The following is a 19,712-nucleotide window of genomic DNA, read 5'->3' on the forward strand; positions in this document are numbered from 1 at the left end:
CGAAGAGGAAGAGAGGTGGAGGGAATAGGGAAGACCCTGAGAAAGTTCCCCTCTGCCCCCCTGCTCTCCTACTGAACCACCAATTGGATGTTTTGCAGTTGACATTTCGTCTCAGCCGTACCCAGGCGTTCAATCACCTGTTCAGCGCTCATCAAACGCTTGAGTACTACTTGACCTATAGTCTTACTGGCGATCGCTGGTGTTGTTGGTTTAACTTCCACGGTTAAAACGGCTTCTTCAACTCGATAAAGCCATAGCAATTCGTTTTGTTCTACTAAGCAAATATTCATTCGCTGAATATCTGGTTGGCGTCGCCATGCAGCGATTTGCCAGAGTCCATCAGATGCCCAGACTCTAGCAACTGCCCATCCCTCAGATAGAAAGAAATACTTCACGGTTTTAGTCTCACTATTAGACTTTCAATCTGCTGTTCACGATGTCGCGATCGCTTGATTTCGCTGATGTATAAACACTAGATTTGTTAAGTAAAACCATGCACCCGATCTCTACGAAAAATCGCTCAACAGGTAGTTATGTCCAAGCGGTAACATGCTCCCGTTTTATTATGTACATTACTTGGACTAAGGTCAAAGCTTAACAAAGCTATTCACTAGTAACTATGAATTTACGACAAATTCAGCCAATGTTTAAAATCTTAATTAAATAAAAATTTTTCAGTACTTAACAAATGTAAGTTTCTGTATTTTTGTCAATGATTTTTTGTAACAAATAGTGCGATCGCACAGTAGCAATAAACTTAACCATGAAGTTGAGCATCCGCCACAAATTTTTGATTTAGAAGGTTACGGAGTCATAATGTAGAACAAGTTTTCTCTCACTTGGCTGTGCAAATTCTGTTTTTTACACGTATATACTAAGCCATAGGCATTGGCAACCAAAGCAGGTGTTCCATCCATAGACACGTGACAGCTTAAGGCAGGGTACGAGAACCGAGAACCACTATATTTCATGAATATTTAGCACAAGAGTCACAAATGTAGTAAAATTGCTGACCGCTGATATCAAAAATATTATTGCCATGACCTGGTTTTCCTTGTCCGTGAAACGGTGGGGTCGGATTACACAATTCCTATCTTTGTTCTGTCTATGTTTATTTTTAGTTGTTAGTTGCGCTCCTCGTCCTAAGCTTTCTACGCCGCCATCCGGTTCTGTAAATAGCCCTACAGGTGATGGTCGTATTACTATAGGTACAACAGCAAAGCCGAGAACCCTTGATCCGGCTGATGCTTATGAGTTAGCATCCTTAGGTTTGGTGTTTAATATGAGCGATCGCCTTTACACCTACGAACCAGGAAGTATAGAAATTAAGCCCCAGCTAGCTACAGCATTACCCAAAGTTAGTCAAGATGGCTTAACTTATACCATTCCCTTACGTCAGGGAGTGGTTTTTCACGATGGGACTCCCTTCAACGCCCAAGCGATGGCGTTTACTATCAATCGCTTTATTCAAAATAAAGGAAAACCCTCATTTTTATTAGCTGATATAGTAGATTCGGTAAAAACTACAAGCGAGTATGAGTTAACAATTAAGCTGAAAAAGCCCTTTGCAGCGTTTCCCTCACTCCTGGCGTTTCCTGGGGTGTGTGCAGTTTCACCAAAAGCTTACGAACTCGGTGCTGGTAAATTTAAGCCAAATATTTTTGTGGGAACTGGCCCTTACAAATTAGGACAGTATGGTACTGATTCAATCCGATTTGATCCGTTTGATAAGTATTGGGGAGAAAAACCAGCTAACAAGGGTGTTAACCTCCAAATTCAAACTAGTCCGGTTAATTTGTTTAATGCTTTCCGTACAGGTGCAGTCGATGTAGCTTATCTGTCGCTACAGCCAGATCAAAATCGCAGCTTGGAAGAAGGTGGTAAAAAAGGGGATTGGCAAGCGATCGCAGCTGAAGGTAGTGTAGTAAGTTATCTGGTATTAAATCGAAATCAAAAGCCTTTAGATAAATTAGAGGTAAGACAAGCGATCGCATCAATAATTGACCGTCCACTTTTAAATGAGCGGGCGTTGCTTGGTCAAGCAGATCCGCTTTATAGTATGATTCCCACGACGTTCAATATTTCCCAGCCATTATTTAAAGATAAATATGGTGATGCTAACTTTGATCAAGCTAAAAAATTGTTAACTACTGCTGGTTTCTCCAAAGAAAATCCCGCTAAAGTACAAATTTGGTATCCTTCTAGTTCACCTACTCGTACTTTGGCAGCACAGACACTCAAATCCCTTGTCGATGTCAAAATGGATGGAATTCTGCAATTTGAAGTTACCCCCGCCGAAGGGCCAGCCTTCTTTAAAGACATTACTAAGGGATTATATCCAGCAGCTTTACTTGATTGGTATCCAGACTTTTTAGACCCAGATAATTACGTGCAGCCGTTTTTGTCTTGTGATAAAGGTTCAGTTGCTAAGGGATGTGAAGATGGAGGCAGTCAAAGTCAGGGTTCGTTTTACTATAGCGAAGCCATGAATAAATTGATTGATCAGCAACGCAAAGAACAAAACCCCGAAGCGCGTCAGAAAATTTTTACAGAAATTCAAACGCAAGTAACTAGTGATGTACCTTACGTTCCCTTATGGCAAAGCAAAGACTATGTATTTGCCCAAAAAGGTGTGAACAGCGTACAACTTAACCCCACCCAAATTTTGATTTACCAGACAATTAAAAAGTAAGTTGAGTTAGGAGTTAGAAGTTAAAAATTATACTTCCTGTAAAAGTCCCAAAATCAGGAATGTGATTCTGGTTTAAACAGAGATATTCCACTTCACTCAATGCAGCAATTAAATAATTTTTACAGGCTTGCTGTCTTTCTTAATTTCTAACTCCAAATTATCAACTCCTAACTCCTAACTTCTAACTAAATATAAATATGTCTCGCTCTAAAGCTTTACAATATTACATTGTTTCTCGGTTGCTTCTCGCACCACTTCAGCTATTAACGATTATCACCATTGTATTTCTCTTACTAAGAGCAACACCAGGAGATCCAGCAGATGCAATTCTCGGTGGACGTGCGCCAGAAGCAGCTAAAGAAGAATTACGAAAACAACTTGGTTTAAACCTTCCCCTGTGGCTACAGTACCTCAATTATTTGGGAAGCATCCTGCGTTTTGACTTGGGAAGTTCTTTGTTGAGTCGGGGAGAGAATGTCTGGGACATAATTGGACAATATTTTCCGGCGACGGTGGAGTTAGCAGTATGTAGCATGGCGGTTGCACTCTTCATCGGAATTGCGGTTGGGACTCTTTCGGCTTCTCGTCCTGGAACATATTTCGATGTCGGTGGGCGCTTATTTGGGATCATCACCTATGCACTCCCCATGTTTTGGGCGGGAATGCTTTTGCAGTTGATTTTCTCAGTCCAACTGGGTTGGTTTCCCAATTCCAACCGCTTTCCGCCCAATCTTCCGGCTCCCACTCCTGTGACTGGATTGTATACAATTGATAGCTTGCTCGGTGGAAATTTCACCCAGTTTTTCACATCTTTGCACCATCTTGCTCTACCAAGTCTCACACTAGGAATTTTGCTCAGTGGGATTTTTGAGCGAATTGTGCGGGTGAATTTAAAGCAAACCTTGCAAGCAGATTATGTAGAAGCGGCTAGAGCCAGAGGTATTGGTGAAAATAAGATTTTAGCCTCCCATGCCTTAAAAAATGCCTTAATTCCAGTAATTACAGTCTTGGGATTAACTTTTGCGTCTCTATTGGGTGGGGCCATTTTGACAGAGGTAACATTTTCTTGGCCTGGGTTAGCGAATAGATTGTATCAAGCGATCGCTGATCGCGATTATCCCACAGTCCAGGGAGTGCTAGTATTTTTTGGTGCGATCGTTGTGAGTGCCAGCATTTTGATTGATATTTTAAATGCTTATGTAGATCCGCGAATTCGATATTAAGCTGTTTCATATTTTGTTAATTTTCTTGAGAAATACCACTGGCTAAAATACCAAGAATTTTATTTACATTTTTGAGATAATATTCGCTTAAATCAATGCTCAATATATAGTTCCAGACGGTCACCACCTTTTGTGCTTTCAGTACCCAAAGATTTTGGCTCACCTACTGGTTTAGAGAGCGTAACCAATTAGGCATTGAGCCGAGATACGCATACCGTTGGCGAATTCCCCAAACAGCTAAACCGAACCGATTAGTTGAGTAATGAAACGGTTGACAACCGAATGGCACTAAAAAAAGCTCTAAGCTATGAAGTGCTGAATACTCTGAAGCGTCATGATGTCGTTGAGGAAACTCAGGGAAGCAGGCGGATTATGGTAGAACTGTTTCGCCGTTGGGTTTTGCAGCAGCAGAATAGAGCGTACGCATTTGCTATATCGGCGACAGCATTTGCTATTTTGAGAGCTTATCTTCTCAAACTCCGGGGGTCAAGGGCATCTCTGAGTCCATCACCGAGTAAATTGAATGCTAGCACTGTGAAGATAATCAGCACAGCCGGCGGCCAGATTAACCAAGGTTGCAGTACCAAAATTGAAGCATTGCTAGCCAGAGAAAGCATATTGCCCCAAGAGGGGTCTGGTTGTTGAATTCCCAAGCCGATGAGACTCAGTATCGCTTCTGATTCAATAAAGCTAGGAATTGCAAGAGTAGCAGAGATAACTATATAACTAGCCGTTTGCGGCAAAACGTGGCGGAGGATGATATAGAGTGGGTTCCCGCCCATTGCGCGTACCGCTTGCACAAATTCTCGCTCTTTAATTGATAGTACCTGTCCGCGAATGACCCGTGCTAAACCAGCCCAGCGAATAACCGAAGTAATCACCACAATCAGCAAAAAGCGCTGGGTACTGCTTAAACCAGCTGGTAAGACTGCTCCCAAAGTCACCAAAAGATAAATACTAGGGAAAGTCATTACTACTTCTGCCAAGCGCATAATAATGCTATCAGTCACACCGCCGAAATAGCCAGAAATTCCCCCGATGAGCAAACCGAGGGGATAGGCAATGATAATACCAAAAATCCCAATAAACATACTGATGCGACCGCCATGCAGCAGGCGACTAAATTCGTCGCGGCCTTGGTCATCAGTGCCCAAGATGTTGAATTTTGCCCCACTTGTTGTGCCAAACAAATGCCAATTTAAGGGGATACCAGGAAAGATTGTGACTTCATCCCACTTCGGAGGTAATGGCAAACTCATCTGCAACAATCGGTATTCTGGCCCGGAGACAAATAGACGCAGAGGTGAGGGTTTTTTGAAGTCTACAACGAGTTGGCGATCGCCTGTTTCTAAATTAGTATCTCCTTGAGTCGTCGGATAAACATGGGGCCCAATAAACTGTCCTGACTGAGAAACCCAGTGTATCTTAGTTGGTGGCAGCAGTGAACCATTGGCCTGTGAAGCATAGGGATCATAAGGAGCCACGAAATCGGCTGCAATTACTGCTATGTAGAAAACTAACAGCAAAATTGCCCCAAATCGTGCCAAAGGATTTTTCTTTAGTCGTCGCCACCAATCCATAGTAGTTAGGAGTTATAAGTTATGAGTTATGAGTTATTAAACTTTTATCTTAATTCATAACTCATGATTAATAATTCTCAACTCCAAACTCCAAACTCTTGTACAGACGCGATTAATCGCGTCTCTTCTAACTTTCAACTCCCCACTCCTAACTTATTTAAATATCGCTGCTGTTCTTCCTGTTGTTTTTCATGTTCTACAACAAACACATTTGAGTAAAGATTAGCGAGAATTTGTTTTCCCTGTTGTGTCAATGATAAATAATGCAGTCCCTCTTGGATATAGGGATAGACGCCATTCCAGTAAAATTTAGCGTAGTTATTCCGTAAATCGGCAGGGGTTTTATAGCCCAAAACTTTATTTACACCAGTTTCTTCAAACTCGTAAAATAAAGAAGTAATTTTCTTCAAGTAACGTGGGTCGCTTAGTTGACCAATTAAATCAGCAGCCCGGACTAACCCTGCAAAGCACTTTGTATCTTGATGATCTTCTGCCGCAGGCACAGGAAATCGAGTCAATTCAATATTGCTCTTAATTGCCTGAGCATCTATTAACTTGTGACCTCCAAAACGCTCATCAATAAAAAGCTTCGCTCTATCAACATGATACGGCGTCAGACTAGCATCAGAAGCGCCAGGAGCTACAGAAATCATTTTGCCATTTTTACCCGTGGCATATAAGCCTGCTGTTTCTCGGTCTTGTCGGCAAACTCCCTTAACGTAGCCAATATCATGACTCAGTAAGGAAATGATACAATGCAACCAGTCTTCACTGGAAACACCGCCTTCCCTAATGTGTTTGCCACGTAAGATTTCTTGCCCTACCAGGGTGACAAGGACAGTGTGTTCAACATTGTGGTAAAGGGCGTCGCTATTGGCAATGTTTTCCAAAGCCATGTTACCAGCCCAGGCGATAATGTCCTGATAATCATTTTTGAAGCAGCCATAGGTGCGACGGTAGCCTTCTCGAATTTCATTTACAAAAGCATCAATTAAAATTTCAGTGGCATTAAACATATCTGGTTACTTTGGTAAATACCAATGGTGTGTGACCTATAGTAGCTAAATGAGATTAGACAATTTTATGTATCATAATCTACATAAACTTTTTTAGCATCTTTCTAAGTAATTACTCTTGTTAAAAATGTTGTAATGTGCATAGTGCCCAGCCTAATATTCGCAGTGCCCAGGCGAATATTGGTAACGCCCAAGCTATTATCAACAAAGCCAAAGCTGATGTCCGCAGCAGTGCTGCTAAGGTGCAACAACTACAAACTCAGTTGGGACAAACTGTGGTGCGTACGCCGATTGCTGGAGCGATCGCCGAGAAACTAGCTAGAGTAGGTGATGTTACTGCTGTGCCGCCGCAAACCCAGGTGGGAACTGCCAATGGCGACAAAGTGGAAATCAAGAGTGGGTTGCAATTAGGCGATCACTCAGACTGCTTCCCTTGCTACCATCGGCGACAATGATGCCAACTTGGCGAAATTTAATTTAAGCGATCGCCAAATCCCCATTCCTTAAGATTGTGCGATCGCTTTCATCCCTATGATCGTTGAGTAAGTTCAAGATTTAGAGTTTAGCTGGAATGTTAAACAACTGGGAGTTGATCTAAGGAATGCCTAACACCCTATACGATCAGGATTTGCAATTATGGATTGAGCAAACCATCTCTAAAAAGTTTTCTGTTAGAGGCAGTGGAAGAAGCCTACCCAGATGCTCACAAGCTAGCGATTAAGGAAGGTAAGCTGGCTAAATTTGGGGTTCGGATACCCCAGGAAAGTGAGTATCCCACGGTTTGTCCTTTTTCCATTGACCAGATTCTAGATGAGGATTTTTACGGGCTGTAGAGGATTGCTCCTGTTGTCATACTGCTTCACATCTAGATGGATAGACAGGTGAACCGAAAAGTTCTACAATCTGACTGATTGCGGTAAATTTACCTATTGCCCAATCCACATAAGCATAGTGAAGATTTTCTAGTGATTGCATTTGATTGCAGAAGCACTAAATTAATATAGGAAAGTCTTTAAGTAAGGGGCAGCAAACAAATGGATGTAAAGCTGATTCTAGCTGGATTAACAGTTATATTTACGCTTTCGTGCTTATTTTTTGGCACGAAAAATGGATTCTATGATTCAGATAACTATCACGGCAATGGCTCTGCACACTGAGATAAATCTGTACGACGTTTGGGCGACTTTTCATAGGATGAGTTGGCTAAGAGCGCTCAGAATTTGCAAAGGTAAAATAAACAAGAGGCATTCTTTAGCTTTTAGTTTGTTTGCTTTTCGTTAATCCACCTTTCCGAACCAGTGCGGGTTCGGTGGAGGCGTCCTCCCCAATCAAAAATCTGTATTCTCCGGGTGTAGGGGCGCACAATAAAACTTACCCCTAAGTCACAAAACCAAAATTTGTGTAATTTTTGGATTTTGGGATATGTCTATGATGATGAGGTTTGAGGGGAGGAGAGCATGAGGGATAATCTGTCGGCATCCTCTCGCGTAGATGCTGGGGAAGCGGGTAGTGAATTAGAATGTTTGTCCTATAGTGTCCAGCATTACGATGAGGGCGTGTGTCTATTGGTGAAGATGGGGCCACACCGCATCCTGTTAGACTGTGGTTTGGAGGATATTTCATCGTTAGCTAAGGGGCTTACTAAGTCGGGACGGGGAGCTAGTTCGCCCCTACCAGCAGATTTAGTTTTGATTAGTCACGCCCACCCAGATCACGCCAGAGGCCTACTGGCACTGCATAAAGCTTTTCCAAAGTTACCGATTTATGGTAGCGAAGTAACCAGCAAGTTACTGCCGCTGAATTGGCTAGACCAAGATCCTCAGGAGATTTCCCAATTTTGTCATGCCTTGCCATTGCGATCGCCTGTGGAATTCCAAGATGGTCTGGTAGCAGAATTATTTCCCGCAGGGCATCTACCAGGGGCAGTGGCAATTCTGCTCACCTACACCACCCAGCAGCGTACTTACAAGCTACTATATACAGGGGACTTTTTCTTATCAAACTCCCGCCTGGTAGAAGGTTTACGCTTGGAGGAACTGCGGGGCTTAGATTTGGATGTGCTAATCATCGAAGGCAGTTACGGTACATCCCGCCATCCTCACCGCCGCAACCAAGAAAATCAACTAGCAGAGCGAATTAATCGGGCGATCGCTGACCATTGTTCTGTAATCCTTCCCACCCCGGCTTTAGGATTGGGTCAAGAATTATTAATGCTCCTACGGTCTCATCACCACTTCACCGGACGAGATTTAGATATCTGGGTAGATGGTGCTGTGGCCACTGGGTGTGATGCCTACCTAGAACTGCTAGCCCACCTTCCCCCATCCGTACAAAACTTCGCCCGTCATCAACCCTTATTTTGGGATGAACGGGTGCGTCCCCGCGTGCGTCGTTTGCAGCCAGAACATCGTGCTATTGTCGGCAAATCACCTTGTATTGTCCTCACTGACTCTACAACTGATTTGGGTAAGCACTGCCAATTAGACACTGGCCCTTGGCTGATCCTGCTACCAGAAAAAATTGATATAAAAGTTAACAAAGAATATTTAGCACCCACCACTGTCGAAAGCTATCTCCTGGCTCAACATAGTGATGGCCCTGGTACTACGCAGCTAATTCATAATTTGCGACCCCAGCACGTCATTTTTGTCCACGGTTCTCCTGCCTACTTGGCAGACCTGACTAGCTTAGAGGAGTTGCAAAACCGCTACCATATACATTCTCCGGCTGCGGAGACTTTAGTAGAACTGCCTATCGGTGATACATTTTTACAACCGGCAGCACCAGAAACTAACTACGAAGGCGAACTGACAGAGTTGGGAACAATAATCACAATCACCCTACCTAATGTGATTACTACCGATCCTCGTTGGCGGCAATTTGCCGATACTGGCTTAATCGAAGCTCGTTGGCAAGGGGAAGAACTAGTCTTAAGGGGATTGTCTCAACGAGAACTGCTCAACCAAAATAGCGATCACTATACATGGACAGATGTAGACTGTTGCGGTACTTGCCGACATCAAAGGGGGCAGCGGTGTTGGAACCCAGCTTCCCCGTTATATAACTTTAAGGTAACTCTAGAAGGTTACTGTCCTGCTTTTGAAGGTTTATCTAATCCTGAGTCTTGAGGACTGAGTTAGGATTTATTAACTCAGCCCTCAGCACTCAGCACTGATTATTCTGGATTCGAGTCAGTGTAACGATTGTGGATGCGCTCTGCTTCGGGACAGTCTTCAGTCATCAGAGGTTCCACATTCCCGCGTGGCACTGAAGCTAATTTTTGCGTTACAGCACCAATGCTCTCAAGGCGAACCATTTCTTCCCAAGAACAAACTTCGTCCTCTTCTTCTGTTTCATAGCGTAGGGTCACTAAATCTCCCTCTATGTCTATGATGCGGGCGCGTTCAATCCAGCGTTGCTGGTCCCGCAAGAAAACACATACCTCGCGCCCATCGCAACACAGTTGATAAATCTTGCGGTGTAGCATGTATTGTTTCTGCCTTTTTAAACAACGTAGTTAAACCTTTCAAAATCTGGGTTCTACCCCATTACATTACACCTTTAAGAGGTTAATTTCACCGTTCAGAACAAGTACGCTTCATAAACCAATCCCAATACTTGCTTATAGTTGTCAAAATATTGGGAAATTTTGGGTCATAAATCAGTGTTTGATCTAGCAATGAACTTAATCTCCTCCGGCTCATTCTAAGAAATGTCTGCTTCATAGAAGTCAAACAATTCGGGATCAGTCCTAACCAGATTCATATATGCTGGTGAGTCATTATTACCATTATGTAATAAAGAATACTCAAAAATAATCGTTGATTGCGGTTGTTTAATTTGCCTACTTTTAGTCATTGGCATTACTGGGAAGTCCGAGGACTTGGCTTTACTTTTACCCATGTGTATCTGATCTTAACTCATTCTCTTGCTGACCTTGATGATTTTCAACAACAACACCCAAAGAGTTTTAAGTTTTTAAGGTTTTTGCCTGATCATGGCTAAAGAAAAGCCAAGAGAGTGAGGAGTGCATCAGGTAGCTTCCCTCTGTTCCTCTGCTTTTTTTGGAGGAGCAGGGAGATTTATATGGTAGGGCATAATTCCATAAGCTTGTTCGACGAAGACGCTTCTCGTTTAATTTTACCTGCGCGAACTGCATTGTATAGGGCTGCAAGGGCTGGTAAATCTTCTGACTGATAGCATTTAGTAGCTACCACTTGATGGAGTAAACCCTCAGATTCAACACTAAGATATCCAGTTTGGAAAGCAGATTCAACGATTGTGCGAATCATCTTGGTTAGGGCAAAGTAAACAATTTGTTACCTCAAGTGTGGAACATTTCCCGCTGCTACTAATTGATATGGAACATGAAAATCATGTGATTATAATTACACGTAATTAGTGATCTGCATCACTATAATAGGTTATGATAAGAGTTTTCGATGGGAGTGCTAGTTATATACGCAAAGCATTTAACACAAATTATTCAGTATTAATGTTGATCAGCCGGATGGTTTGACAATATTAAAATATAAAAAAACTTTTAGGCAAGTATCCAAAAAATATAGTGAAACATAAGCAATCAAGCAAAAAACTGGCGGAAATCCTCATCCTTTTGACTCAATTTCACCCAGTCTAGATTTAAGGACTGGAATTTTTGTACCAAGCGCTCGCAAGCAGGACGTTCAGTAGCATAATGTCCAGCATCGATTAAAATTAGATTGCGTAGGCCCAGCCCGCCGTAGGCATCGCGGCTTTCTTGAAACTGATGAAACTTACAGTCAGAAGTCAGATAAGCTTGAGCGCCAGTTTTAACGACAGCTGAAATGTAACTAGCCCCCGAACCACCCAAAACGGCAACTCGTGAAATTGTTTGCTGTAAATCAGCAGTTGGGGAAAAAATCAAATGAGGGGGAGCAAGTCGGGTTTTAATTGCTGCCAGTAATTCCTGTAATGTCAGAAATGGTTCTAGCCAACCAACACGACCATATCCTAAACCTGCTTGTGTAGGTACTATGGGAGTAACTTCCTTTAGTTCTAAAATCTGAGCTAAAACGTCAGCAGTACCATCCTGTACTTGGTCAAAATTCGTGTGAGCAGTGTAAATACCAATATTGTGGGTAAAAGCTAACCGGATCATTTCTGCGATCGCTTCACCACTGCGTAATGACTTAGGAGGAGTAAAAATCAAGGGGTGATGGGCAAATATCAGATTAGCATTAAGAGCGATCGCTTCCTGCATTACTGCCAAAGTCGGTGTCAAACACACCAAAACCCGTGTTTTTTCGTGCAAAACTCCTGGTTCAATCTGCCAGCCACAATTATCCCAGCTTTCACACCAAGCAGGATTTGCCCATGCTTCAAACCAAGTAATTAAATCACCAATTTTCATCCGATTTTTCCAGGCAATTATTTTGTATGCAGCAAGTAGCTAAATACTTGCCTTGTAAAGGGTTCAATTTTTGAATTTCGAATTTTGAATTTTTTATCAGTGTCTCTGTGGTTGAATATTTAATTTTAATGCTAATTGCTGGCGCATTTCTTGAAAAGGTTTGTTCCATACTGGGCTAGCATTCCAGTTCCACATTGCTACTGGGATAAGTTGTTCTTCAGCAAGATAAGTTAGCAGACGGTATTCATCTTCTGGTTCACGAGAAAATGTGAAGGGATTGCGATAACCTGTTTCACATAGTTTATAAGATGTGATCTGACCGTGACTAATACGTTGTAAAAGTTCCTTGCCTTTTACGAGCAAATAATCCAAAAAAACCAGACTAAAAGGCTCTATATGTGCCCGATTTTGTGGTTCTTTTTGTACCCATCTTGCCCACTCAAATCCATACATAAAATCGTGAACGTAACGGAAGCGCATTTGCGTTTTATTTCCGAACATCTCTGTCAGTAAAACCATTTTTTTGCCAAAAACTTTTAAAAAAGCAACAGCACCCTCATCTGCGACTATAGCCTGCCTGAGCATACTACTTACCAGAAAACCATAATCCCAGAAGATGTTTTCTGGAAAATTTTGCAACTGAGTATACACTATAGATTCGAGAGTTTCCTGAAGGGTTGTAATAAATTCAATATCGGTGTTTTGTTCAGTAATAAAATTCCCCAATTCTGCAAAACTGGTAATTAATCTTTTTTGGGGATTAAGTGATAACATATTAACAGACTGCTGGGCGAAGATTTTATCAATAAATTGGAAAGTATGAGTTGGTGTCAGTTCTTGCTTCATAATAATTGAAATAGCCCAGACAGCTTCCACTAAAATTTTAGTTTATAGCTCGAAAAATAGATTATTCAAGAATCACAAATAAACTTAACTTTTTAATTTACAAATTTTCATAAATTATTCATTGTCTATCTGGTAAATTTCACATCAATAATTTTTGTAAAAAAGCGATGTCTACGACGGGCTACGCCTACGCAGCGAAATTTATTTAATGCATATGACTGCGAAGTTCACGATATTTTACCCAAAAGTTACACAGTGTAAATAGGGCGTTTCAACTCTACAAAGTCACACCTTAAATGAATTAAATTTGAGAACTCACTATCCAGAAATGTGGATAACTAATTCCCTCGAATGACTGCGCTGGCGATGTTCCCAAATATAAATTCCCTGCCAAGTTCCTAGCACCAAATGACCGCGATTAATAGGGATATGTTCAGAAGTATGAGTGAGTGCGGTACGAATATGTGCCGGCATATCATCAGGGCCTTCTGCATCGTGGATGTATTTGCCTGATTCTGGCGCGAGTTTTGCCATAAAATTAGCCAGATCCATAAGGACATCGGGATCAGCATTTTCTTGGATCACTAAACTGGCTGAAGTGTGGCGCAAAAATAGAGTACAAAGACCAGTTTCCACTCCCGACTCTGCAACTATAGCTTCAATTTTCGCGGTGATGTTAGAAAAAGATTTGCCCGTGGTGGAAATTTTCAGTAACTTTTGGTAGTGAGTCATCTGTAATTTGATTGATTATTGACTAATAACCGTTGATTTTTTAGTTTGGATGATTTGCCTCACCATATAAATAAAGTTTATAGCGGTTCTGGTTTGGATGCAATACGCGCTTCGGGCGCACATCTGCGCCTCCCTACTGTATTTTACATAATTGAAAACAGTTATAACCTTCTCAGCAAATAGCTAGTAGGCGATGAAAGGCTATAAGTTAAGTCAAGCTTAATTACTGCGAAAATAGTTGACAATAGCATGAGCGATCGCTTCATTACCATCCTTGGCAATTAGTTGAGATTGCTTTGGTGGTTGAGGTAACTCACGCAAAAAATCCCAAGTCCCTTGAAAAAACTCAGAAGGGGTGATGATTTGGTGCTGGTTATAATTAATTATGCCTTCTAGGATAAAATTCGCTTCAGCAAAATCTTCACGTGGTATAGTAATAATAGGCACTTGTAGTATTGTTGCTTCGGAAAAAGTACTGTAACCAGGTTTAGAAACGACTCGTCCACAAATAGGCATAAAATCTACAGGGCGGTATTTGCGGTCATCAATTTTCACTAAATTAGGTAAATCAGGGGCAGATTGATCAAATACGATGAATTGCCAATCTGAAAATCGCCGCAGGTTATCATAGGGGATTTGCTGTAAACCCAAGCCGCCAAAGGTCAACAAAATAGTTTTTTCAACTGCTGTAGTTATTCCCCAAAGAGAACGTAAATCATCAGCAGAGTAACGGGGGGAACCGCCTGTTAAGCCGATATCTGTGATATTGTTAAAAGCTTGCATCGGTTCATGGAAGGGTAGACGAAACAGGCGATCGCACTTTGAGTACCAATCACTAATCCAATCTGCAACTGCGGTAAATTCGCCTCCCCAATCTCGGTAGATAAAGTCCCAGCCAAAGTTACTCATCATCCAGCAGGGAATATTTGCACCTTTGGCAAACCCAGGAGCAAGGAAGGGAATATCTGCCAAAATGAGATTAACGCGATTTTGGCGGATAAAATTCACTTCTGAGGCAATGAGCGAATTTTGATGCTTCTTAATATCCAACAACTTTTCTAAAGTCGCTACTTTATCCATTGTCAAACTATCGGTTTGCACCACACCCAAATCAAATGCACGGGGACGATAGATAAAATCGCCTTCTATGTAACACTCTAGCAACCAGCGTGGGGCAGTACTCACCAGAATTAGCAGAACTTCTGGATATAATTTTTGAATTGTTGCAGCTACAGAAGCCGTGCGGGTAGCATGACCAAAGCCGTGGTTAGTTATGGCTATGTATAAGATTGGGCGTTTCATTTTAATGTTAAAAATTAGAAATTATTGGAGAATACAATTCAGTTCTAGCCAATCTTTGATAGTGCATTCATTCTGGAATAGCAAAATATTTTCGTCTATTTCAGGAGGCTGAAAATTTTGCATTAGTTCGGTGAAAATTTACTTTTTAATTCCTTGACGTTTTTTAGTCTGTTCATTCATTTGCATTCTTATGTAAATTTCCTCTAGCTGAATATCAAGGTAAATTACTTTGGTTTCATAATTATGTCGTTTGGCGACCTCTCTAAATCTGTCACGCAACCAACGAAAACAGTTTGTATCATCAAGAACGATGTCTTCTTCTAGCTGCATTAAATTATCCAAAATACCAATTGCGATCTGGTGAGTATTTTCCCACTCTTCAACGGAAATACCATCTCCACCAAAACCAAGTCCTCGCTCTTTATTGATATCATCCAGACTTACAAATGCACAGTTTAGGTAATTGACTATTGCTTTAGCCAAGGTACTTTTACCAGAAAACGCCAAGCCACAAAGTAAATAAAGGGTTTTCATTTAGTTCAGCAGAGTTAAGTACAGCCTTTTAGCTTGAGATAGCATAACGCACTAGTAAAAGTGCGTTACAACACAGCCTACTTAGTACAGCATTTCATTAATTCGTAACGAATTAAATTTGGCAATGCCAATGCATCGGCTGACAATGCCAATGCATCGACTGACAATGCCAATGCATCGACTGACAATGCCAATGCGTCCCCTTGCATTAAAAACGCTACGATTTCACGCAAAGCTGGACTTAGCCTACATTTTGCTAAAACTCTGAATCGCCTCAAGCAATTGGTCGATTTCCGATTCTAAAGTAAAGTAATGGATGGTGGCGCGTATACAACTAGGATCGGCAATTGTCCGAGTTAATATTCTTTGTGAATCTAAAAATTGCACCAACTTGAGATGAGCTTGGGGCTGATTATTTAGGAGTTGGAACGAGACAATACCGCTTTCGGGTGGGGAAGTTCGTAGACATTTGACATCGGGTAACGCTACTAACCGCTGCCAGAAGTACTCACTGTTATGGCAAATTTGCTCGTAACGTTCCTGTGAGGTTCCCCATTGCTGATGGATTGCGATCGCCTCCCGTAACCCAACATACAACGGATAAGCTAATGTAGACACTTCGTATCGTCGCCCATCTGGAAGCCAATCCACAGGCTGAGATTGACTATCCACAACAATGCCATTCAAGCCAATAAATGTAGGTTTCAGGCTTTCTCGGGCTTCTGGTCGGACATACAAACCACCGGCACCCGCAGGGCCACATAACCATTTATGACCAGTGAAAGCATAAAAATCTACTCCCAATTCAGTCAAATTTAAAGGCAACAAACCAGCAGATTGGGCAGCATCTATCAGTAGTAAAGAATGATTATTTCTGCATACTTCGGCAATTTTATCAAGAGGTAAAACTTGACCAGTATTCCAGAAAACATGACTCAATATCACAAGACGAGTATTAGGGCGTAAGTGCTGGATAATAACTTTTACGGGGTCACCCTCATTTAAAGTCGCTTTTAGAGGACAGGTAGTAACTTCCACAGCGAATCTCCGCGCGATTTCTTGTGCTGTGGCAATCACACCTGGATGTTCGCAGTCTGAGAGCAGCATATGGTCGCCAGCCCGCCACTCAATGCCCCACATGGCGATATTACAGCCAACAGTGACATTCTGTGTGAGGGTAATTGTTTGACTTGGTGCATGTAACTCCGAAGCGATCGCTTCTCTTGCGGCTTGGGTCTGGGGCGCTATCCAGCGATATGCCTCATTGCCAAAGGGGCCTATGTGCTGAACATGAGCTTGAGTTTGGGTCATAGCATCCATTGCCCTTTGGGGCATCGGCCCTTGTCCCCCATAATTGAAATAAGCCTTATTCGCTAAAGCGGGAAATTGCTCTCGATGGCTATCCAACCTGGTTTGTGCGACAGAAGTACTGGTCATACCAATTTTAGATTTTAGATTTTAGATTTTGGATTTTGGATTAGTCAAAAGCCATTAGTCATTGGTCATTAGTTTTTCATCTCCCTGATCTCTCTCGTCTCGCCCACTCCATTATTAATTGTCTGAGTTCCTCCCAGAGTGTGCTAATTCTTGTTAACTTAAAAGGATGCTAATTAATGCTGAACTCCTACTGCAATACCAACGCTGTAAACGCCGGCCTTTTCTAGATATCCACGGTGACAAAAGTCAACGCGATGATGCCAATGAGTTGCTGCGAAAACTACAACAGGATAAAAGCACACATCAGCTGAGTTTTCTAGCACATCTGACCTATCACCAACCAGATTATCCATACGGAAACTGGGAAAAGGGAGAGGCGGCAACTTTAGAATTGATGCAGCGTGGGGTGGACTATATTTATAAAGGAGTACTATTAGCAACTTATTCTGAAGGATACACTTTACTGAGTCGTCCAAATTTACTCGTCAAACAGCCAGGACAGTCCCGTTTTGGAGACTGGATGTACGTCCCGGCTGGTATTGAACTGGGTAAGCGCCCTAAGCAAGAATATCAAGTTGTCGCCGCATTTCATGCCCAAGTTTTGGCGACAGTGCAGGGAGTTGTACCAGAAATAGCTTGGCTTTTATTGCGGCGAACCAATGACAGAAGTTATGCGGTGGATCTTTTCAAATGGATACCACGGATGCAGCAGATTCTGGAGGAGTTTATTCAAGTTTTAGAGTTACCGAATCCGCCAGAGGTGTTTATTTCTCGGCAAAAGTGCAATCTTTGCCATTGGTATAGTCAATGTTATGCCGTTGCTCAATCTGAAAAACATCTCTCACTGTTACCAGGTGTAACACCCATTCGCTACACTCAACTGCAAGCCCTAGCCATCACTACACTGGAATCTCTCGCCAACACCAGTCCCAGCACCTTAGAAAACCTACTTGGTTTCGACAGGGAAGTAGCGCCCAAGCTAGTAGTGCAAGCTCAATCTGCACTCGAAAGACGACCCATAATATTGCCCTACCCGCTACCAATTAAAGATATTACATTCACAGCACCCATAGAGCTTTACTTTGATATTGAGGCACAACCAGACTTGGATTTAGATTATCTTTTGGGGGTTTTGGTCGTTGATAGACTTGCCAATACAGAACAGTTTTATTCGTTTTTAGCAGATAAACCAGAAGATGAAGAATTAGTTTGGCAGCAATTTTTGGATTTAGTTTGGCAATATCCCGAAGCGCCAATTTATCATTTTTGTGTCTACGAGTTTGATACAGTCAAACGGTTGGCAAAGCTTTACAACACTCCATACGCTTCAGTGCGTCCTGTATTGAATCGATTTGTGGATGTGTATGAACAATTAACCCAAAGTGTAACATTGCCTGTAGAAAGCTATGCCCTGAAAGCGATCGCTCGTTGGTTAGGATTTGAGTGGCGGGAAAAAGAAGCTAGTGGCGCTAAATGTATTTACTGGTATGATCAGTGGCTAGAAACAGGCGATCGCACCTTATTAGAAATTATCCAAAGTTACAACGAAGATGATTGCCGCGCTACTCACAGAGTGAAAGATTGGCTTGTCAACTTTTTTCAAGATGAATATGGTTTGCGACTTGCTTAAGTAATTTCGTATTTTTTAAAGGTTTTCAATTGCTTGGAATACATGTTATTTGTAGTGGCGCACAGATATGCAGCACTAACACATGTTGCATCCTTTAGCATAATATCTTATTCATAATTTTTAGATTAAAAAAAAATTCTATGCAGCTAATTAAAAAAATCTTCGTAATCCCACGAGTTATTTATTTCTTGTTCGCAATTATAATTATCATTTTTTTATTCATAAATTTATATACAAATGCCGTTGAAGTCAGTAGCATAGAGTTTATCGGGGAAGCCACTTTACCAAAAGGTTTAATCTTTAAAAAAACTGAAGTTGGAGGTTTATCTGGAATTACATATGATGCAAAAAACAACCTTTATTATGCTATTTCTGATGACCGAGGAAAAAAAGCTGCCGCCCGTTTCTACACTCTGAAAATTGACTTAAGCAAGGGTGAGCTACAAAAAGGTAAAGTTCTTCCTGTCAGTGTTACCACATTATTAAATGAAAATGGTCAAACATTTCGCCCTGGTGAAAGTGATACAGAAGGTATTGCCTTAACTAATAAAGCAACTGTGTTTATTTCTTCTGAAGGCGATACTGGAAAATTAATTAATCCTTTTATCAAAGAGTTTTTGCTCTTTTCTGGTAGAGAAATTAAAACACTTTCTATACCAAGCAAATTTTTGCCAGATAAAAGTAGTCAGAAAGGTATCCGTAACAATTTGGCTTTTGAAAGCCTCACTATCACACCTGATAAAAAGCATCTATTCACAGCTACCGAAAATGCTCTAATTCAAGATGGTGTCGCAGCTAAACCTAACATCGGTAGTCCTTGCCGCATTTTGCAATACAACTTGCTCAACAACCAGTCAGAAAAGGAATTTCTTTACCAAACTGAACCAGTTTCACCCTATTTGAATTTAACTGGCAAATTCGTTAGTGGATTACCTGATTTACTTGCTCTCGATAATCAAGGACACTTCCTAAGTTTAGAACGGTCTTTTACTGGTTTAGGATTTGCTATTTTCCTGTTTCAGGTTTCTTTAGAAGGAGCCGATGATATTCATAAGATTGATAGCCTTTTAGCAATTAATTCCAAGAGTATTAAACCAGTGCCGAAAAAACTGCTGTTAGATTTAAGAACCTTAGATGTACTCCTAGATAACATCGAAGGCTTAACTCTTGGGCCTAAACTACCCGATGGACAGCAATCATTAATTCTCATCAGTGATAACAATTTTAACTCCCTGCAACGCACCCAGATATTAGCCTTTAAAATTAAAATTGAAACACCATTAATTAGATTATTACGCCGTTTACTCCCGAATCTCAACCGTTAGCTG

General features: G+C 41.5%; 21 protein-coding genes. 7 read left to right on the forward strand and 14 right to left on the reverse strand.

What is annotated here, in order from left to right:
* Nucleotides 1-68: 68 nt before the first annotated feature.
* Nucleotides 69-395: a hypothetical protein gene (locus V7K21_RS08115; RefSeq protein ID WP_335173154.1), complete on the reverse strand. Its 327-nt coding sequence runs from the start codon at nucleotides 393-395 to the stop codon at nucleotides 69-71.
* Nucleotides 396-1,039: 644 nt separating this feature from the next.
* On the opposite strand from V7K21_RS08115, the gene V7K21_RS08120 reads away from it, so the two are divergent.
* Both V7K21_RS08120 and V7K21_RS08125 read left to right on the forward strand, forming a co-directional pair.
* On the forward strand, nucleotides 1,040-2,692 hold the full coding sequence (locus tag V7K21_RS08120) for an ABC transporter substrate-binding protein (protein WP_335173156.1): 1,653 nt from the start codon (nucleotides 1,040-1,042) through the stop codon (nucleotides 2,690-2,692).
* Nucleotides 2,693-2,889: 197 nt separating this feature from the next.
* Nucleotides 2,890-3,915 (forward strand): ABC transporter permease, encoded by a 1,026-nt coding sequence (locus V7K21_RS08125; RefSeq protein WP_335173158.1) that lies wholly within the window; start codon nucleotides 2,890-2,892, stop codon nucleotides 3,913-3,915.
* Between the two features lie 16 nt (nucleotides 3,916-3,931).
* Here the strand turns inward: V7K21_RS08125 and V7K21_RS08130 are convergent, their stop codons facing one another.
* The 3 genes from V7K21_RS08130 to V7K21_RS08140 all read right to left on the reverse strand — a co-directional run bounded on the left by V7K21_RS08130 (nucleotide 3,932) and on the right by V7K21_RS08140 (nucleotide 6,511).
* Nucleotides 3,932-4,078 (reverse strand): hypothetical protein, encoded by a 147-nt coding sequence (locus V7K21_RS08130; RefSeq protein ID WP_335173160.1) that lies wholly within the window; start codon nucleotides 4,076-4,078, stop codon nucleotides 3,932-3,934.
* A 301-nt stretch (nucleotides 4,079-4,379) separates the two neighbouring features.
* Nucleotides 4,380-5,495 (reverse strand): ABC transporter permease, encoded by a 1,116-nt coding sequence (locus V7K21_RS08135; RefSeq protein ID WP_335173162.1) that lies wholly within the window; start codon nucleotides 5,493-5,495, stop codon nucleotides 4,380-4,382.
* 134 nt (nucleotides 5,496-5,629) lie between these two features.
* Nucleotides 5,630-6,511, reverse strand: coding sequence for an Npun_R2479 family HD domain-containing metalloprotein (locus V7K21_RS08140; RefSeq protein WP_335173164.1), 882 nt, complete (start codon nucleotides 6,509-6,511; stop codon nucleotides 5,630-5,632).
* A 137-nt stretch (nucleotides 6,512-6,648) separates the two neighbouring features.
* Between V7K21_RS08140 and V7K21_RS08145 the strand changes: the two genes are divergently transcribed.
* Nucleotides 6,649-6,966 (forward strand): hypothetical protein, encoded by a 318-nt coding sequence (locus V7K21_RS08145; protein WP_335173166.1) that lies wholly within the window; start codon nucleotides 6,649-6,651, stop codon nucleotides 6,964-6,966.
* Between the two features lie 186 nt (nucleotides 6,967-7,152).
* Nucleotides 7,153-7,344, forward strand: coding sequence for a DUF29 family protein (locus V7K21_RS08150; protein WP_442948857.1), 192 nt, complete (start codon nucleotides 7,153-7,155; stop codon nucleotides 7,342-7,344).
* Between the two features lie 16 nt (nucleotides 7,345-7,360).
* Here the strand turns inward: V7K21_RS08150 and V7K21_RS08155 are convergent, their stop codons facing one another.
* A complete protein-coding gene (locus V7K21_RS08155) occupies nucleotides 7,361-7,486 on the reverse strand; it encodes a hypothetical protein (RefSeq protein WP_335173168.1) in 126 nt (41 codons plus the stop codon).
* A 482-nt stretch (nucleotides 7,487-7,968) separates the two neighbouring features.
* Here V7K21_RS08155 and V7K21_RS08160 point away from each other — a divergent pair, with 482 nt between their 5' ends.
* Nucleotides 7,969-9,639, forward strand: a complete 1,671-nt coding sequence (locus V7K21_RS08160) for an MBL fold metallo-hydrolase (RefSeq protein WP_335173170.1) — start codon at nucleotides 7,969-7,971, stop codon at nucleotides 9,637-9,639.
* 47 nt (nucleotides 9,640-9,686) lie between these two features.
* Here the strand turns inward: V7K21_RS08160 and V7K21_RS08165 are convergent, their stop codons facing one another.
* From V7K21_RS08165 to V7K21_RS08205, 9 genes are all read right to left on the reverse strand, one after another.
* Nucleotides 9,687-9,998 (reverse strand): DUF6679 family protein, encoded by a 312-nt coding sequence (locus V7K21_RS08165; RefSeq protein WP_012408115.1) that lies wholly within the window; start codon nucleotides 9,996-9,998, stop codon nucleotides 9,687-9,689.
* A 595-nt stretch (nucleotides 9,999-10,593) separates the two neighbouring features.
* Entirely contained in the window at nucleotides 10,594-10,803 is a 210-nt protein-coding gene (locus V7K21_RS08170) for a hypothetical protein (RefSeq protein WP_273763352.1), read from the reverse strand.
* Nucleotides 10,804-11,093: 290 nt separating this feature from the next.
* Nucleotides 11,094-11,903: a Nif3-like dinuclear metal center hexameric protein gene (locus V7K21_RS08175; RefSeq protein ID WP_335173172.1), complete on the reverse strand. Its 810-nt coding sequence runs from the start codon at nucleotides 11,901-11,903 to the stop codon at nucleotides 11,094-11,096.
* Between the two features lie 96 nt (nucleotides 11,904-11,999).
* Nucleotides 12,000-12,749, reverse strand: coding sequence for a hypothetical protein (locus V7K21_RS08180; protein ID WP_335173204.1), 750 nt, complete (start codon nucleotides 12,747-12,749; stop codon nucleotides 12,000-12,002).
* A gap of 318 nt (nucleotides 12,750-13,067) precedes the next feature.
* Nucleotides 13,068-13,481: a secondary thiamine-phosphate synthase enzyme YjbQ gene (locus tag V7K21_RS08185; protein ID WP_334794959.1), complete on the reverse strand. Its 414-nt coding sequence runs from the start codon at nucleotides 13,479-13,481 to the stop codon at nucleotides 13,068-13,070.
* A 219-nt stretch (nucleotides 13,482-13,700) separates the two neighbouring features.
* Complete coding sequence (locus V7K21_RS08190; RefSeq protein WP_335173174.1) at nucleotides 13,701-14,783, reverse strand: glycosyl transferase; 1,083 nt, start codon at nucleotides 14,781-14,783, stop codon at nucleotides 13,701-13,703.
* A gap of 138 nt (nucleotides 14,784-14,921) precedes the next feature.
* Complete coding sequence (locus tag V7K21_RS08195; protein ID WP_335173176.1) at nucleotides 14,922-15,317, reverse strand: ATP-binding protein; 396 nt, start codon at nucleotides 15,315-15,317, stop codon at nucleotides 14,922-14,924.
* 77 nt (nucleotides 15,318-15,394) lie between these two features.
* Nucleotides 15,395-15,550 (reverse strand): hypothetical protein, encoded by a 156-nt coding sequence (locus V7K21_RS08200; RefSeq protein WP_335173179.1) that lies wholly within the window; start codon nucleotides 15,548-15,550, stop codon nucleotides 15,395-15,397.
* Nucleotides 15,551-15,563: 13 nt separating this feature from the next.
* The gene (locus V7K21_RS08205; protein WP_335173181.1) at nucleotides 15,564-16,754 is read right to left on the reverse strand and encodes an aminotransferase class V-fold PLP-dependent enzyme; all 1,191 of its coding nucleotides are present in this window, start codon (nucleotides 16,752-16,754) and stop codon (nucleotides 15,564-15,566) included.
* Between the two features lie 166 nt (nucleotides 16,755-16,920).
* Between V7K21_RS08205 and V7K21_RS08210 the strand changes: the two genes are divergently transcribed.
* Both V7K21_RS08210 and V7K21_RS08215 read left to right on the forward strand, forming a co-directional pair.
* A complete protein-coding gene (locus tag V7K21_RS08210; protein ID WP_335173183.1) occupies nucleotides 16,921-18,384 on the forward strand; it encodes a TM0106 family RecB-like putative nuclease in 1,464 nt (487 codons plus the stop codon).
* A gap of 140 nt (nucleotides 18,385-18,524) precedes the next feature.
* Nucleotides 18,525-19,709: an esterase-like activity of phytase family protein gene (locus tag V7K21_RS08215; protein WP_335173185.1), complete on the forward strand. Its 1,185-nt coding sequence runs from the start codon at nucleotides 18,525-18,527 to the stop codon at nucleotides 19,707-19,709.
* The last annotated feature ends 3 nt before the right edge of the window (nucleotides 19,710-19,712 follow it).

It is taken from the genome of Nostoc sp. (genome assembly GCF_036919595.1).
Lineage (GTDB): Bacteria > Cyanobacteriota > Cyanobacteriia > Cyanobacteriales > Nostocaceae > Nostoc.